Origin of the sequence: Proteus vulgaris, from assembly GCF_016239305.1 — a bacterium.
GTDB lineage: Bacteria > Pseudomonadota > Gammaproteobacteria > Enterobacterales > Enterobacteriaceae > Proteus > Proteus vulgaris_C.
Genome location: NZ_JAEHOQ010000004.1, coordinates 32832 through 50628, shown reverse-complemented (window position 1 = coordinate 50628; position 17797 = coordinate 32832). Strand labels below are relative to the sequence as shown.

The 17797-nt window shown below is 37.6% G+C and carries 11 protein-coding genes; 3 read left to right on the top strand and 8 right to left on the bottom strand.

Annotation, left to right across the window (positions count from 1 at the left end):
- Positions 1-15: 15 nt before the first annotated feature.
- The 3 genes from selA to JEP40_RS03895 all read left to right on the top strand — a co-directional run bounded on the left by selA (position 16) and on the right by JEP40_RS03895 (position 5024).
- Entirely contained in the window at positions 16-1407 is a 1392-nt protein-coding gene (gene selA, locus JEP40_RS03905; RefSeq protein ID WP_198622550.1) for an L-seryl-tRNA(Sec) selenium transferase, read from the top strand.
- The gene (gene selB / locus JEP40_RS03900; RefSeq protein ID WP_198622549.1) at positions 1404-3266 is read left to right on the top strand and encodes a selenocysteine-specific translation elongation factor; all 1863 of its coding nucleotides are present in this window, start codon (positions 1404-1406) and stop codon (positions 3264-3266) included. The genes selA and selB overlap by 4 nt, the downstream gene beginning before the upstream one ends.
- Positions 3267-3374: 108 nt before the next feature.
- On the top strand, positions 3375-5024 hold the full coding sequence (locus JEP40_RS03895; protein WP_198622548.1) for an LTA synthase family protein: 1650 nt from the start codon (positions 3375-3377) through the stop codon (positions 5022-5024).
- 122 nt (positions 5025-5146) lie between these two features.
- Here the strand turns inward: JEP40_RS03895 and JEP40_RS03890 are convergent, their stop codons facing one another.
- From JEP40_RS03890 to bcsA, 8 genes are all read right to left on the bottom strand, one after another.
- Positions 5147-5575: a TOBE domain-containing protein gene (locus JEP40_RS03890; RefSeq protein ID WP_198622547.1), complete on the bottom strand. Its 429-nt coding sequence runs from the start codon at positions 5573-5575 to the stop codon at positions 5147-5149.
- A gap of 310 nt (positions 5576-5885) precedes the next feature.
- Positions 5886-6914, bottom strand: a complete 1029-nt coding sequence (locus JEP40_RS03885; protein ID WP_198622546.1) for a glycosyl hydrolase family 8 — start codon at positions 6912-6914, stop codon at positions 5886-5888.
- 72 nt (positions 6915-6986) lie between these two features.
- Positions 6987-7946 carry a UTP--glucose-1-phosphate uridylyltransferase GalU gene (gene galU, locus JEP40_RS03880; protein ID WP_232799142.1) on the bottom strand — a complete coding sequence of 320 codons (960 nt, stop codon included), beginning with the start codon at positions 7944-7946 and terminating at the stop codon, positions 6987-6989.
- 170 nt (positions 7947-8116) lie between these two features.
- Positions 8117-9028, bottom strand: coding sequence for a sensor domain-containing diguanylate cyclase (locus JEP40_RS03875; protein ID WP_198622545.1), 912 nt, complete (start codon positions 9026-9028; stop codon positions 8117-8119).
- A 39-nt stretch (positions 9029-9067) separates the two neighbouring features.
- Entirely contained in the window at positions 9068-9538 is a 471-nt protein-coding gene (bcsD, locus tag JEP40_RS03870; RefSeq protein ID WP_198622544.1) for a cellulose biosynthesis protein BcsD, read from the bottom strand.
- 15 nt (positions 9539-9553) lie between these two features.
- Positions 9554-13252 carry a cellulose biosynthesis protein BcsC gene (locus tag JEP40_RS03865; RefSeq protein ID WP_198622543.1) on the bottom strand — a complete coding sequence of 1233 codons (3699 nt, stop codon included), beginning with the start codon at positions 13250-13252 and terminating at the stop codon, positions 9554-9556.
- A gap of 11 nt (positions 13253-13263) precedes the next feature.
- The gene (bcsB, locus tag JEP40_RS03860) at positions 13264-15615 is read right to left on the bottom strand and encodes a cellulose biosynthesis cyclic di-GMP-binding regulatory protein BcsB (protein ID WP_198622542.1); all 2352 of its coding nucleotides are present in this window, start codon (positions 15613-15615) and stop codon (positions 13264-13266) included.
- A 2-nt stretch (positions 15616-15617) separates the two neighbouring features.
- On the bottom strand, positions 15618-17738 hold the full coding sequence (gene bcsA / locus JEP40_RS03855) for a UDP-forming cellulose synthase catalytic subunit (protein ID WP_198622541.1): 2121 nt from the start codon (positions 17736-17738) through the stop codon (positions 15618-15620).
- Between the last annotated feature and the right edge of the window lie 59 nt (positions 17739-17797).

Genomic DNA, 17797 nt, shown 5'->3' with positions numbered 1-17797 from the left:
TAATTAGGTACTAGTATGACAAATGATACGCGCTCACTTTACAGCCAACTACCGTCTATTGATAAGTTGCTGCATCAAGAAGAAATTCAGGCTTTAGTTGCTTCTTATGGTCAGACATTTATTACTGAGCATTTACGAAAGTTACAAGAAGAAGCGCGTATCATTATTCGCCAAAATAATGACCTACCTGTATGGCATAACCAGTGGGCTAATGAATTACAAAATCGCATTACATTACAACGAAAATCGTTAATTAAACCTGTTTTCAATTTAACAGGAACGGTTTTACACACCAATTTAGGCCGAGCATTAATAGCTGAATCTGCTATCGAAGCCGTTAGCCAAGTGATGCGCTCCCCTGCAACTTTAGAATATTCTCTCGATGGCGCTTCAAGAGGACACCGTGATCGCGCTATCGCTGATTTGTTATGTGAATTAACGGGGGCTGAAGATGCCTGTATTGTTAATAACAATGCCGCTGCCGTTTTATTGATGCTTGCAACCGTTGCACCCAATAAAGAAGTCGTCGTTTCTCGTGGTGAATTAGTGGAAATTGGCGGTGCCTTTCGTATCCCTGATGTGATGACACAGGCAGGTTGTACACTCAAAGAAGTGGGTACAACAAACCGCACTCACTTGAAAGATTATCGTAACGCCATTAATGAAAATACGGGATTGCTGATGAAAGTTCATACCAGCAATTACGCTATCCAAGGCTTTACCGCAGAAGTTCATGGTGATGAGTTAGCCACTTTAGGTAAAGAGATGAATTTACCTACCGCTATTGATTTAGGCAGTGGCTCAATGACTGACTTAGCGGCTTTAGGTTTACCTTCAGAGCCGATGCCTCAAGATTATCTACAACAAGGTATCGATCTTGTTACCTTCTCCGGTGATAAATTATTAGGTGGCCCTCAAGCTGGGATCATTTTAGGTAAAAAAGCATGGATTGAAGCTATTCAACGCCACCCTTTAAAGCGTGCTCTACGTGTTGATAAAATGACATTAGCGGCATTAGGCGCCACATTACGCCTTTATCAGCAGCCAGAAAAAATGGTAGTTGAAATTCCGACATTACGTTTGTTAACTCGGACACAAACAGAAATTCATGATATGGCGCAACGGTTATTGCCTCATTTTCAGGCATATTATGGGGAAAATTACCATATCACGATATCCTCATGTGCGTCTCAAATAGGCAGTGGTTCGTTACCTATTGAAAGTTTACCGAGTGCAGCTCTTACCTTTGAAGCAAAAGATGGAAAAGGTAGCCAGTTAGATGCGTTAGCCGCACTTTGGCGTGATTTAGAAAAGCCCATTATAGGTCGAATTACTGATGGTCGCCTGTGGCTTGATCTGCGCTGTCTTGAGGATGAAAATGCATTAATACAGGCACTTTTACTATGATTTTTGCAACAGCAGGTCACGTAGACCACGGAAAAACCTCACTTATACAAGCCATTACTGGGGTAGATACAACCCATTTACCCGAAGAGAAAAAACGAGGTATGACCATTGATTTAGGTTATGCCTATTGGCGTCAAGATGACGGAACGTCTATTGGTTTTGTCGATGTGCCCGGTCATGAAAAATTTCTTTCTAACATGCTTGCTGGCGTTGGGGGGATCTCTCATGCGCTGTTAATTGTGGCTTGTGACGATGGGGTGATGGCTCAAACTATCGAACATATCTCTATTTTACGCCTTGCTGGCTGTCCTCAAGTTACCGTTATTCTCACTAAAGCAGATCGTGTTACACCAGAACGAATTGAAGAAGTTCGTTCACAAACAACTGATGTATTAGCTAATTTAGACTGGCAACAACCTGATATTTTTGTCACCTCAGCACCTTCTGGCGAAGGGATCCCAGCGCTTCGTGACTATCTTGTTAACCTTCACCAACAAGAACAACAACACCCTCAATGGCATAAACGCTTTCGCTTAGCGATAGACCGCGTTTTTAGTATCAAAGGGGCTGGGTTAGTGGTTACGGGTACCGCCCTCGCTGGGCAAATAGCTATTGGTGATACTTTTTGGCTAACAGGTGCTGATAAACCAGTAAGAATAAGAGCATTACACGCACAAAATCAACCCGTAGAAAGTGCTGGAGCCGGTCATCGTATTGCCATTAATATCACTGGAGATGTCAGTAAAGATAATGTCTCGCGTGGCGATTGGTTGCTCTCTCAAGAACCTAACTATCAAACCCATAAAGTCTTAGTCAGTTTAATCGCTGATGAACCTTTAAAGCATTGGCAGCCTGTACATATTCATCACGGTACTCGCCATATTACAGGCCGTGTTGCGCTCTTAAATGATGCTAACGAAACACCTCAATTAGCTGAACTTATTCTTGATGAACCACTTTGGCTGGTGGATAACGACAGACTTATTTTACGTGATATTAGTGCTCAACGTACATTAGCAGCAGCAAAAGTCTTACATCTGCATTCGCCACGTAGAGGAAAACGACAAAGTGAGTTCTTAGCTTGGTTACATCAACTTGATAATGCAGACAGTGTCAGTGCCAATTTAGCCTTATGTTTACCAAAAGGTGAATTATCGCTAAATCAGTTTGCATGGGCTCAGCAATTAACCGAAAGTGCGCTGACTCCGCTACTAGAAACATTTGACCTAATCAACGTTGCTGGCGTTATTCTTTCTAAAGAAAATGCTGATAATGCAAAACAAAAATTGCTCAATACACTTGAGGAATATCACCAACAACATAATGATCAAATGGGAGTCGGACGTTCACGTTTAAAACGCATGGCGCTACCAACTTATCATGATGAGTTGGTTTATCACTTAATTGATCAATTACGAAAAGATGGCGAAATTAGTCAAAGTCGAGGCTGGCTTCACCTTCCAACTCATGGTCTTGCTTTTTCGCCAGAACAAGAGTCGTTATGGCAACAAGCTAAAGTCTATTTTGAGCAATCTGAACCTTGGTGGGTACGTGATCTTGCAAATGAAATGAAAAATGATGAAAAAGAAATTCGTTCATTATTACGCAAGGCCGCACAACTAGGTTTAATTATCCCCATAATTGCTGATCGCTACTACACCCATGCATCTATAGAAAAGTTTGCCTCCATTATTGTGAAATATAATGAGAGTAATGGCAGTGTCACCGCCGCGGATTTTCGCGATGAGTTATCTGTAGGGCGTAAATTAGCAGTACAAATCTTAGAATATTTTGACCGTACAGGTTTTACACGGCGCAAAAAAGATCTTCATATTTTACGAGATAAAGGGCTATTCTAAATAAAGAATATAATTAGGCTGAATAATCTATTCAGTCTAATTAAGATTATCGCCTACAATATTTGTAAAATTTAAATCCCATTCTTTATGGCTATACTCGGAAGAGATATGAAAAAACTATTAGGAAGTGCTTACCTTGCACTTATTCTTATTGGCTCCCTGTTTATTGTTTTTGAAAAATCGAGCCTTATTTATACAGCCCTACTCTCTGTGAGTGCTTATTTTATTCTTTTTTCTCTTTTCTTTATTTTATCGGCGCGTATTTTATTTTCTGTCATTACAACTGGTACGCTTTTCCTGATCACTAAATTTATTAACCAACTTAAAGTCCATTATTACAAAGAGACATTAATGTTCTCTGACTTTGATTTAGCCTTTGACAGTTCAAATTTAGGGACATTAGGACATTATTGGGAAGCCGGTGTGGCATTAGTTGCAATGCTAATATGGCTTCTGGTCAATATGTTGATTGCTTGGCGTTTTTCCAAAAAATCACACCTAACATTGCGTATAAGTAGCTTACTGCTAATGGTTGTTGGCGTTATTACCATCCATTTTACTGTAGAAAAGTGGCAAGCGGAATGGGAAGGTACATTACCTGGTGGCCGAGGTACCGTCACTAATTTAATTATGTCAGGTTACCAAACGACATATCATCCTCCATATTTTCAAGAAAGTGCTGACTACTTCCTTGAAAAAGCAAGAAAAACGGTATTGCCTGATACACAAACTGAAATAAAGCCTGATATCATCGTATTATTACAAGAGTCAACGGTTAATCCTTCCATTTATCAATTTGATAAAGATCTCGCATTACCTGATTTATTTATGTTCCAAAAAGATGAAGGTGTGAGTGCTCAAAGTCCTTTACGTGTACAAACCTTTGGTGGTGGTACTTGGCTTTCTGAGTTTTCTATCTTAACTGGATTAAATACTGACGATTTTGGTGCCCGTAAGAACTCGGTATTCTATTTTGTTGTCGATAATCTTAATGAAAGTTTATTCCGCCAACTCAAAGCTGAAGGCTATTACACGGTTTTACTCACCCCATTTAATCGCAGTGCTTATCATGCTGGTTATGCTTATGAGCAAATGGGTGTTGATGAAATTATTCAACCACAAGAGTTGGGTTATCCTGGACATTTGGAAGAAAATCTCTGGAAAATATCAACACAAGATATGCTGGGTTATATCGAAGAAGTTCTTAAAAAACGAACAGATAAACCTTTGTTTATATTTTCATTAACGATGTATGAGCATGGCCCTTATGATGAATCTCATACTGATGATTACCAAATAATAGGTCAAACAGAAAGCAGTAATGCACCGGGTAAATTTAGCCACTATATGGAAAAAATTATTACCAGTGATCCGGCAATTAAAGATTTCTCCAATTTTGTCGCCCAAAGAGAAAAGCCGACAATGTTTCTCTATTTTGGTGATCATCAACCTAATATTGAGTTAAATAATTACCAATCACCATTTACCAACCCCGCACATATCACTCAATTCACATTGAGAGATAACCTAACGCAAGGTGCGTCACTTTCAACAGGTGAGTTAACGGATATAAGCTTCTTAGGTGGAATGATACTAGAGCGCGCACGTTTACCATTATCACCTTTCTATAAGGCCAATATTCAAATGCGACACTTATGTGAAGGTAAATTAAATGACTGTGAAGACGAAAAATTAATTAACAGTTATAAAAATTATATTTACGACAAACTGAAAGTAGCGGGTGTCGCTGATGATTAATTTTTATCACTTAAATAATCGGTGATCGGGATTATAAATCTGATTAATATCAACGAAAAAGAGGCTAGTTATCTAGCCTCTTTTTTATCTCAAAACTTATTATCTCAAAATATTGAATACTATTATTTACGCGTTGCAACGATCACACTAGATGCTTTCACTAACGCTAAAACATCACTGCCTTTTGCCAGTTTCATCTCTTGCAAGCTCTCATTTGTGATAACCGCAGTCAGCTCTAAGCCTTTCGGTGTTTCTAAATGAACCGTTGAATTTACAGCACCTTGTACAATTTGAGTCACTTTTCCTGCAAACTGATTACGTGCAGAAAAATTCAAACCACAGTCAGGTAGTGCTAAAACAACCCATGGCGCTTTAATAATGGCAATTGCTTCGCCATCTTTTTTAATCTTTAAACTGTCACAACTCTCTTTAGTAATAATGGTTGCCAGTTTTTCACCATGCGCTAACGATAAAATGACTTCGCTATTAACGGCGCCTTCAATAATATCAATAACTTTACCAACTAACTGATTGCGTGCTGAAACTTTCATTTATCTACCTCTATTATTGATGAGAAATTATATAAATAACACTATCAAGTCATTGAGATAATTTTATCATAAATACCATTAAATAAATTATTCTTAGATCATAGTTTAAAGTTTATTTATTATTTAAAAACATAGCGTTAAAAAAATAAAGATAGAGAAAATAAATAATGTTCTAGCAAGTTAATAGAAATAAATTCAGTAAGTTATCTCTTTTTTATTTTTATCATTATTGCCATAAACGAAATAGATAACTTAATTAATCTATTAGTTAAGGATAATTTAAGTTATCTATTGTTTTAATTAAAAATACTTATTGCCCATTCTGAGCAAATGCCGCTAATAAGTGTAAAGCGGAAGAGTAATAATCCGTATCTTTACTTAAATCAACATCTTCAATAGGTGTTTTCATCGTTAAATCTCTCACCGCCATCATACCTGGTGTGAGGTTATATTCCGCACGCTCTTGACCATCAATACTGACCCAAGCAGGTGTTTTATAACGATCAAATTGTTGCCAATATTGCACAAAGGGTTGTAAGGCTAATTCATCATGTGCCCAACCTAAATAAAGCGGAATACGTATAGCATCAAAACTAAATCGTGCTGGCCATTTTTCACTAGGCTCTATCTTTCCATCAGGATATAAACTCACCCAGTCTGTTGGTAATTGATATTCACCAAATCGCATATTTCTGAGCAAAGATTGGCTATCATTAATTAACGCTTTCCAACGAATATCTTTGCTTGTACGGTAAAAATCTTTCCATGCCGGAAAAATAAAATAAGATGGATTAATAATAATCTCTTCCGGTGTTTTAAAGCCATTAATCCCCGGTAGTAATACAGTATAGTTTTTTGTTTTAACTAAGGTATGTTCTAAAATAGCGTGCTGAATAGAATCAGAAGCTGAAAGATAACTTTCATCATTCCATTTTTCACCGGCTTTTAATAATGCCCACGCAATTAAAATATCACCATCAGTTGCATTATTAGGATCAGGGGTATGTTCACTGTTTTCAGGCTCATAACGCCATTTAAATAACCCTAAATCGCCCCGATAAAGAGAAGCCGCAGTCCAACGCCACAGCTTATTGAATGTTTCATGATCGTCACTCATTACCGCCATCAGCATCCCATAACCTTGACCTTCTGAGTGCGAGATATTGTTATTAGCACTGTCTATAACACGCCCATCATCCTTAATATAGCGTTCTTTAAACTGCTGCCATCCGGTTTGAGTATCTGCGGCCTGTATTGAGGGAGAAGCCATAAGTAACAAACCTAAAATAAAAAAGGTAAAAAATAGATAATTACAACGAGATAAGTGCCTAAAAGACATTGCCTTTCTCTCCTGCTATTGCCGACCGTTATCTTATTTCGGTCGGCATATTGCATGTTATTTCAAGGTAACTCAAAAGATAGCAACTATCTTTTGTTCTTTATTGATTTCGTCTTCTTCTATGACTTCTGTTTTAGGTAACAATGTTTTTACACAAAAATCCTGCATCCAAGAAGCGAATTCTTCTTTTAAAGCGGAATTATGTAAACCATATTCAACAAAGGCTTTCATATATCCCAGCTTATTACCACAATCGTGAGATTTACCCACTAAGGTGTAAGCTTCAGCTGTTTCTTTTTTCAATAATAAATCAATCGCATCAGTTAACTGAATTTCACCACCAACGCCTGCAGGCAGACCATCCAATAATGCCCAAATAGCCGAAGAGAAAACATAACGACCTACTACAGAAAGATTAGATGGTGCGTCTTCTGGATTTGGTTTTTCTACAATACGACGAATAGGCGCCCAATTACCTTGAGGACAGAAAACACCTTTGCAATCCACAACACCATATTGTTGCACTTGGCTCATTGGTACTGGTTCAACCATGATTTGGCTACGTTCTGTTTTTTCAAAACGTTTGATCATTGCGGATAAATTATCATGTTTAGGATCACAATAGTGTGCATTCAATAAAACATCTGGGAGTAAAACAATAAATGGATTATCGCCTATCACAGGATGTGCACAGCAAATAGCGTGACCTAAACCTAATGCATGACCTTGACGAATTTGCACAATTTTGACGTTTTCAGGGCAAATTGAACGTACTTCTTCTAATAATTTATTTTTAATACGCTGTTCAAGCATATTCTCTAATTCAAAACTGGTATCAAAATGATCCGCAATTGAATTTTTAGAAGAGTGAGTGACTAAAATAATTTCCTCAACACCTGCCTGAGCACACTCTTCAACAATATATTGAATTAAAGGGCGGTCAACGATAGGTAGCATTTCTTTAGGAATTGATTTCGTTGCAGGTAACATACGAGTACCTAATCCAGCAACAGGGATAACAGCTTTCATCATAATAAAATCCTCTAATAGATATTTATCTAAAACTAATCTTTAGTATTATTTTAAATTGCTCTTACATTTCATCAGAAACACGAGATATATTTTAAATATATAGTTACCTCCCTCTTTATTAAAAAGAGATAATATTATTTCATATATCTTTATTTAAAAATCTTCTCTATTTAAAACCCAGAATAAAACCCGTATTTATTACCACCCATTTCTTTTATGGAATAAAGTGTTTCATCTGCAGATTTTAATAATTCAGATAATGTCTTTCCGTCTTTAGGATATTCTGCAATACCTAAACTAATAGAAGGCGTTAACATATAATCTGAATTAATATTGATTGGCTTTTCCATTGATTTCCAAAGTGATTCTATAATTTCTAATAGAATCACTGAACAAGAACGTAATCCTTTAGGGAAAAGCACAGCAAACTCATCACCGCCAAGTCGGCCACAATAAACTTCGCTGTTTTCTAATTGCGATAATCGCTTTGATATTTCACACAATACTTTATCACCAGCATGATGCCCAAACTGATCGTTAATTGATTTAAATTTGTCACAATCAATAATACCAAGACAAAATGATGATGGATGTGAAATATTTAATCGCTCATTTTCAATTTTTTCAACAATACTTAATCGATTTGATATTCCGGTTAATGAATCAATATAGCTTTTACTAAATAACTCATTTCTTAACTCTACTTTATCAGTAATATCCAAGCTAATAAACACATAATGAGAAATTAAATTATCTTTATCAAATACAGGAATAATACTAATATCCTCCCATACTTCTTGTTGAGATTCATTATTTCTCTTTGCTTCTAATCGATAAACACCCTTATTATCATTATTACCGTTTACACAATAATTGATTTGATTCTTATCAATTAAATAAAACATGTTGTACTTTTTATCTTTTATATTTTCAAAATGAACGTTATTAAATTCACAATATTTTTCATTAGCATAAACTATAGTGCCATTAATATCAGTTACTAACATCATAAAAACATTATTAGTAAACTGCTTTATTAATAAGCATTTAGAATTATCATCATTAAATATCATTTCATTCATTTTTGACCTCCGATGCTCATCAATAAAGCATATATATTATTATTCAGCTGATGAATTATGTGCATAGCGAAAAATAAAGACATCTTTAGCATCAGTAGGTTGACGATGCACTTGCATTTTTGCGTTGCCACCTTGATTGGTTAACCATCCTTCATATAACCCCTCTAATACACCAGCACTTGCAACACGCCACTGAACGTCATCTTGACTTTGTGTAAAATGAGGCCAAGCACAATGCACTAATAAAAGCTCACTCATTGCAGGAGATATGGTGACAAACCCCCATTTGAATAGCGTTAATACGCGATTAATATGTGATTCAAGTAATTGAATATTTTCACTTTCTGGCAAAGGGTAGCGTAATGCAATATCTTTACCAATATTTCTTAATTTACTTTCAGCGGTAGAAATATCATTGTCATTTAATACTTGAAAAAATAATAATTGAGTTAGATCTTGCCAGCCACTTTCAAAAGGTAATTGTAAGATATCACTGTCATGCTTATTCATTGTTTGTTTCCTTAATTATTTAGACAGAAAGTCTGGAGTATATTTTAGGTGTAACCACATATTATCTTCAGCATAATCACCGGATGTATCATGCGATAAGCTGACACCTAACTCGGTTTCTTTGTTTAAATAATATTTCGCGTCTAAACCTAATCTGTAAGTAATATTTGTTTCGTCTTTTTCTTCATAACGAGATTTAATACGAGGATCGCTTGCGTTATGTTTATTTAAGGCGTTTTGCATATAACTATGTGTTGGAAAATAATCACTGCCTTTTTGTTTGTAACTTTGTATACCTATCGCACCATTTAAGGACACTTCACCTTTTTCAAAACGACGGGTATAAGCAACAGGTAATGAGACAGAAACATAATCTTGTGGACTAAAGTAACCGCCATGCCCTAATGAGAAGTTATTTTGGTTATTTCTAAAGTTCATATAATCAACGTGCACACCAGCTTTCACCTCTTGCTGGTCATCTTTATAGAACTTAGCGTAAGATCCCATCCATGCTTTCACTTCATCATTACTCGCAACACTTTTACCTTCATAGTTATAAAAACCACCCCCGACATAAGCGCCAACTTTGCCATCATCCCAAGCATATTGAGCTTTGGCACCATTACGTGTTACACGGCCCCAGCTTTCACCCGTCGTAGGATCAGTACGTCCCATATAAGAAAGTAGACTATCTTTGATGGCTCTGCGCTCTGCAGTCAGTGTTAATTGCCCATTTTGGCCAATTTTAGGTGAATATGTGAGACCACCGACAACCGTTGCCGTATCTTTACCTAATGGTGTTGAGCCAACATCAAAGCTGACATTTTTGTCAGATAAACGTAATCCTAATTCAACACCAGAAGCACGTTGGCTACCGGCTTCGTCGGCATTAATTTTATTTTTCTCATCATGGTTATCACTATTTTTAGCAAAACGTTCAGCATGTTGAAGCTGACCTGTACCAAAGCGATTTGCTCTCTCACCAGAAACTGAGCCACTTGTCATAGAAACTGGAGTTACATTAAACTCCCAGCGGAACTCCTCTCCAGGAACACTTGAAATACTGATTGGTGCAGAAATTTCAGTGACATTAGATAATCCTTTATCACCATTACGATGACGCACAGCAACACCACCTTGTACCCACGGTGAAACTTTTTCTTCTAATTCACGGATAGAACGTTGAACTGATGCCATCTCTTTACGTTCATAGATAGAACCTGCTATGGCTGTATTATCGCTCTCTAATGCGCGTAATTGACCTGCAGAGGTATTCAATGCACTATCATTATTTTGCCATTGCGCGCTGCGTAACAAGGTTAAAGCTTTACGGTTTTCACCGTTTAACTGCGCTATTTGTGCTGCTTGTAATAAATAAGCTGGTTGTGAAGAAGACGGAATTTGTTGCAATAACTGCTGTGCTTTTCGGCCATCTTGTTGCGCTAATGCAACTTCAATTTGAGCTTGGATTAATTTGGTATCTTTTCCTTGCTCTTTCTCCAAATAAGAGAGAATTTTATTCGACTGTTCAGGCATGGATTGTGCTAAATAAACACGACTTAATGCCATTAATAAATCAGGATCGTTAGGGGATGTTTTTAAAGCGACAACCAGTGTGTCATAAGCCGCTTTAATTTCACCTTTTTCACGTAAGCTGTCAGCTTGCGCAACTTTGGTAGCTACCTCTAAACGTTTCTTCTCAACAATCGGTGTTTCTTGTTGCAATGCAGGATCGTTAATCAAGCTAGATGCTTGTGTATAACGACCTAACTCATTGAGTACATTGATATGACCCGCATAGTTACCTACAGAGCCTTTAGTGCCTTTGGCAATATCATTTTCAACTAACTGCAACGCTTCATCATTTAATCCACTGCTTACCAATCTTTCAGCTAATTCGCCAACATCATTTGGGTAATCAGCAACTTGGTTAATTAAAGGACGCAAGGTATTACGTACCGCAACAAGATTGCCAGCTTGGCGATAATGCTCCGCTTGCGCAAGTTGACGATGAAAACGAGCGCGCTGTAATAACTCTTTTTCAGCTTCTGTCTGTTGATTATGACTACTTAATAAATTAAAGACTTTATCCCATTCTTTTTGCTCAACATAAAATAGAGAAGCAACGTAATCTGTGTCTCTTGTTTTACGATTTTGCAATTGTGAAATAATATTTTTTGCACCAACACTATCGCCATCAGCAGCCATTAAACGAGCTAAATCAAGATAAACCCAGTTATTTTGTGGATTTTTACGTTGTGCTTGTGTCAGCAACTGTCTTGCTTGAACACGGTTACCATTTTCTAACGCTTTTTGTGCTTCACGACGTAATGTTTCTGAAGGATCTGTATTCGCAGTAAGTTTTTGACGTAAAGAGGCTGATTGTTGAGCCAGTAATTGCTCTGCTTTCGTATTCTGCCCTTCCTGAACCAATAAATAGTAGTAAGCAGAAATGACTTTTTCATTACGACTATTTTGTTGATAAAGACCAGCTAATAATTGGTGCGCAGCGGGTAAATTACCTTGTTTACGTAATAAATCAGCTTGTAGCAAGTTAGCGGATAATCCTTTCTCACCTGAAGCACTCGTTAAAGGTGCTAATTTATCAATTGCTTGCTGAATATTTCCTTGTTTAGCACGTTGTTGCGCATCACGTAATTGTGCATAGAAACCGGCATCCTCAGCTTGTTGCTTCCATTTACTGCCCTGCTCGCCTCCTGATTGTGCTGCTTGATTTAATAAGCGCTGACCTGTTGCTAAATCACCTGAACGTAATGCGGTATAACCTAACCCCGCTAATGCTTGTGCATCATTATTATCTGCTGATAATGCTTGTTTAAAATAACCTTCAGCTTCTTTCAATTTACCTTTATTTAAAGCGGTATAACCTGCTTGACGTGCATTACCTTGAATAGCACCTTGGAAATGTTCAGCAACCGCTTTATCATTCGGATTTGCTTGTAAATAAGTTTTATATAACACCTCATCATCAGGACGAACATTCAGCCATAGCAGTGCTTGACGAAGACCTTTTTTAGCTGACTCATCGCCTGAAACATTACCTAAAATTGTTATCCCTTCACGGCGAGTTTCTTCGTTATAGGTTAGCGTCAGCCCTAACGCTCTTTGTGTTTCTTTATTATCAGGCATTAATGCTGCCCGTTGTTTTAGCCCTGAAATGGCTTGTGGCAACATTGCAGGTACACCAGCCATAGTTTGATAATATTCTAATGCCAGTGTTTCTGGTGGCTCACTACTAACAAATAAACGTTGATACGCTTTTATTGCTTCTTCATGTTGTCCTTTCTTTGCCAATTCCCTGGCATAACCTAATTGTTGATCACTAAATTGTGATGATCGGATATTTTTTAATCCTTCAATACGCGGATCTTGCGGTGCGACTTGTGCAAGTTTTTCGCGCCAATAGGTCGCTTGCTTTTCATTCCCTTGCTGTGCTGTAAAGAACGCCATTAAGTATAAAGCGTCTTGGTTATTACTTTCCATAATCAACACTTTTTGCAGTGCTTCTACTGCACGCGCATCATGCGCTCTACCATGCCAATAATTAGCTTGTTCAATAAGAGAGCTCACAATATTTGGATCAGTAGCTGTTGTATTTACATCATTCGCCGTAGCTTGTACTTGGCTTGAAGCACTTAAAATGCAACCTGCATAGATAACTTTAACGATGATGTTAAGTGCGTGGTTTTTCATCCCATATACTCCTATTTACCTGAACGATGCTGTGATATCTGATGTAAACGACGAGTTGAACGACGTTGTAACCAGTAATAAGTCACTAAGCCCGTCAATGCACAAAAACCAACAGCTAAAAGACCAAGCAAATACACATGCCTAGAGCTATACCAAAGAAATTGTTGAAATAAAGGTAAGTCACCTTGAGAGAAATGTTCGCCTAAATGGAAACTTCTTACTGTATCTTTACCACTAATCAGAGTGATATCGCCTTTAATGGCCGCATTTATTTGAGCTAAATTTAAATCGTTGATAATGGTTTTTATCGAATCATTACCTTTAGCCGTCACTAATACGACAACCCTATCGCTTGCCCAAGGTGAGATAAAACTCACCATGCCACGCCAGTTGTTTACGGAAGCAAGATAATTAGCGGCATCACCACTTTGAGATAAATAATCACCTGCAATCCAGCCTTTCGCTTTATCAAGCAATGACTGTGATTTGATCTCGATATTTTTATTTAAAAAAGAGAATGCTTGTTGTGAAAAACGTGCTGGTAAAAAACCGTCACTGCTTAATGAACCAATTGCTAATATATCTTGTTGAGAAAGATTATTTTTTTCTAGCGCTTTAGCTCCTAAAAAAACAGAAGCATGAGAAACCGGTGTACCTGTGGAATAACCTGATCTCGCCATTAAGTTAACTAAGGTATAAAGCTCTTCTGTTGTCGGATTTTCAGGTAATAACAGTGTGGTTTGTGAAAAATCAGCACGGCGACTAAATGGGAATGAAGCCCCTGAAAAATACGCCAAGTTCGGCATTCTTGAATAGTGCCAAGTATTTTTAAATTGCAGTGTTGATTGCGGGTCAATTTGGCTAATCAAGCTACTGCCATCCGTTAAAATACAGGGAGAATCATCTGGCTCACGTAAATCAAAATAAAACTGCAATTGATTTTGGCTATAAATTTGACGAGGATTTAAATAGAGTGTGCTGTTTTGCTGTTCACTCTCCATACCTAACCATTGTCTTAACATGCCTAAAGGCTCTGATCGTGCTGGATATAACGCACCTAAAAATTGATTATTCAAAGAAGCAATCAATGAAGAACGTCGACTATTGAGCTTATCTGAATGAGGGAAAACATATTTCAATTCTAAAGGTAACGCATCACCATCCCACCAAAAAAGATCTGGTGATACACGAAATGAAAACTGATTCGGCGCATGGTTAATACCTTGACGTGAGAAATCATCACTACCATTAGCAATTTGACCCAATGTGACCGGTTTATTGGTGTTTAACCAACGTGGCGCATCGTAATCTTTTCGTACTGTCAATGTTTGAGAAGGTACAACTAAGTGATCATTTTGTGGCAATTTACCATTGTTTAGCGCCCATACTGCCTGACGTAATGATTTCTCATTATCACCACTGATCAGTAATAATTTGAAAACAGGATCAACGGGGTTATCAACAATAGTTAATTGCCCACTATTCCCCGAAGGAAGAGTAATGCCTGCAATAGTTTGTCCTGAGTAACCAACTAAAATACCGTCACTTTCAGGTAATTGGTTCATTAAAACCGGTAAATCAACTTGCTTAATATCATGACTAAAACTACCAAACCATGATGCTGCAATCGCTGCTGTTGTTACCTCTGCATGGTCAGGTTTATCTGACAATATGATAGGTAACGAGGTCGCTGTCATTCTGTCGGGATCAAAGAACGGTAGGGGCAATCGTTCCAGACTGTACCCGCCATTAATCCAACGACCTCGATAATCTAATGATGAATCAGGTGAAATAACGAGGCTAAGTCCTTCAGCTAATGGTGGTGTACATTGATTTTCATCTAATGCATCACGACTTGCTAAACGGAAACTCAGATTATTCACATTCGTCAACATCATTTCAGGGATTTCTAAAACATACTCATGCTCTTGCCCACCTTCTTCTAACGGTAGAAATCCCATAGGTTGACCATTTAACATTAAATGAAGTGTTTGATCCGATTGAACTAATCCTTGAGATGCTTTCACTTTCATTGTTAGGGTGGCGTTATCAATAAATAAATCATTCGCCATATTAAAAGTCACACCAGAAAGTAATCTTCTTCCTGATAATACGATAGGCGATGGGTTTCCCATCTGTGCCAACGTTAATTGTTCTTCGATATTACGAGCATCTGATAATGCCACATCCCCCATTCGGATAGGATTATTGGTATTTTGTTGCACAGGTGATTGAGTATAAGAAGTCGGGTCAGGCAAAATTTCGCCGCCGAGTTCTAACATACCTGTCGCCGCTTGAGATAAATTAATACTCGCAATCGCTATAGCAGTCAGGCTTAGCATTAATGTCAGTTTCTTTTTCATGCTTAGTCATCCCCGTTAATAGATTGCACAGAGAGTGATGTTTTAGCTTTGGTTCTTGTTGTCACTGGTTTTACTTTTTGACGACGACCAAAGAACAATTCAAAAATACAACGAGTAATACCCGCCAATTCTTTAAAAGGTTTATCTTTGTAATCTGTTTGATGGATCCATGCATCCGCACGACCAAAGATAATACGCACCAATTTACGGCGAACATTTAAATTGATAGGTAAAAACTCAAGGCGTAATTGGTTGTTTTCTAAACTAACTATTTCAGCCGGAACTGAAACCTCATCACGTTGAACATTTAGAGTGATTGAAGTGACATTGCGTTGGCGTAATTCCGCCATTTTATTCACTGCGATACGAACACCACCCATTGAAATATCTTCAGTGGTGGTACTTAATTCCGCACCATCATCAAAATGCAATGTAATAGGAAGAGAGGCTTTAATTCGCGTATGTTTACGAATCTGGCGAGTCTCTTTACCGACAGCAATCGATGCAAGAATGATAAATAAGCTGTAAGTTGCCCAAGTCAGGTTTAAAACAATAACCAAAGGATCAATACCTTGGAAATCGTTTAATAAATAACGAATAACGACCCATGAAATACCCGTAATTAAAAGAAGAGCAGTAATAATCAAAGGGCGTACAGTGAGGTAATCCATATAGCTTTTATCTAGTAAATCACCTTTATCTGTTACGTTGAATTTACCTAATTTTGGTGAAACTAGGCTAAGTAGCGTGGGCAATACCAAGCTAAAAGCCATGACAGTTTCATAAATTTCACCCCAGAAAGAATAACGATATTTACCGATATTTTTTGAGTTTACATAAACCGACATGATTAAGTGTGGCAATGCATAGGCGAATATCATGCTGGCGGATGAAGCAATAATATTGAGGTTAAATAACATAAACAGTAACGGCGCAGTCAAAAAGATAATACGAGGCAAACCGTACTGAAAGTGGAGCATGGCATTGAGATAACATAGGCGCTGAGGAAATGTTAAACCACGACCTAACATTGGATTATCAACGCGGAATATTTGTGTCATTCCTCTCGCCCAACGAATACGTTGGTTAACATGTAATGCTAAACGTTCTGTTGCAAGACCTGCCGCTAAAGGAATATCAATAAATGCAGAGTTCCAACCTAGACGCTGTAATTTCAGCGCTGTGTGGGCATCTTCTGTTACTGTTTCAACGGCAATACCACCGATTTCTTCAAGCGCACTACGACGCATAACCGCACATGAACCACAAAAGAATGTCGCATTCCAGTTGTCATTACCGCGCTGTACTGGACCATAGAAAAGTGCGCCTTCATGTGGTGCATCTTTAGCTGCACTTAAATTACGTTCAAAGGGGTCAGAAGAATAGAAATAGTGTGGCGTTTGAATAAGTGTCAGTTTAGGATCTTCAAGGAAGCTACCGACCGTTGCTTGCAAGAAAATACGGGTTGAAATATGGTCACAATCGAAAACACAAATGAGCTCACCATCTGTTAATCCCATCGCGTGGTTTAAGTTACCTGCTTTGGCATGATCATGAACTTCACGTTCAATATAAGTTACACCCACATCACCAGCGAATTGTTTAAACTCTTCACGGCTACCATCATCTAGGATATACACTTTCATTTTATCTTGAGGATAATCGATAGCTTGTGCCGCTAAAACAGTGTCACGTACCACATCTAAGCTTTCATTATATGTTGGTATATAAATATCAACGGTTGGCCATTGAGAAATATCTTTAGGTAAAGGAGCTATTTTTCTATTTAATGGCCATGATGTTTGGAAATACCCTAAGACCAAAATAATCCAAGAATAAATTTCAGCCATAAATAAACCACTACCTAAAACAGCTTCGATAGTTGTATTAAAATTAAGGGTATTCGTCGCACGCCAGTAAAGATAACGTGTTGACATCAACAACGATATAAAAACCATTGTTAATAATCGTTTTTTTGATTTTTTAAAGCCAATAACAAATAACAAAAATATATTGATAATGCCGAATATATATTGTTGTTCGGCACTCATTGGCATAACAATGAGTGAAAACATTGTTATCAATAAGAAAGCCGTAATTAATGTTTTAAATATTTTATTCATAAACCCATACCTTTGTCATCGCCATAGCTCTTTTCTTAAGACAAAGGTTGCCCGTCGAT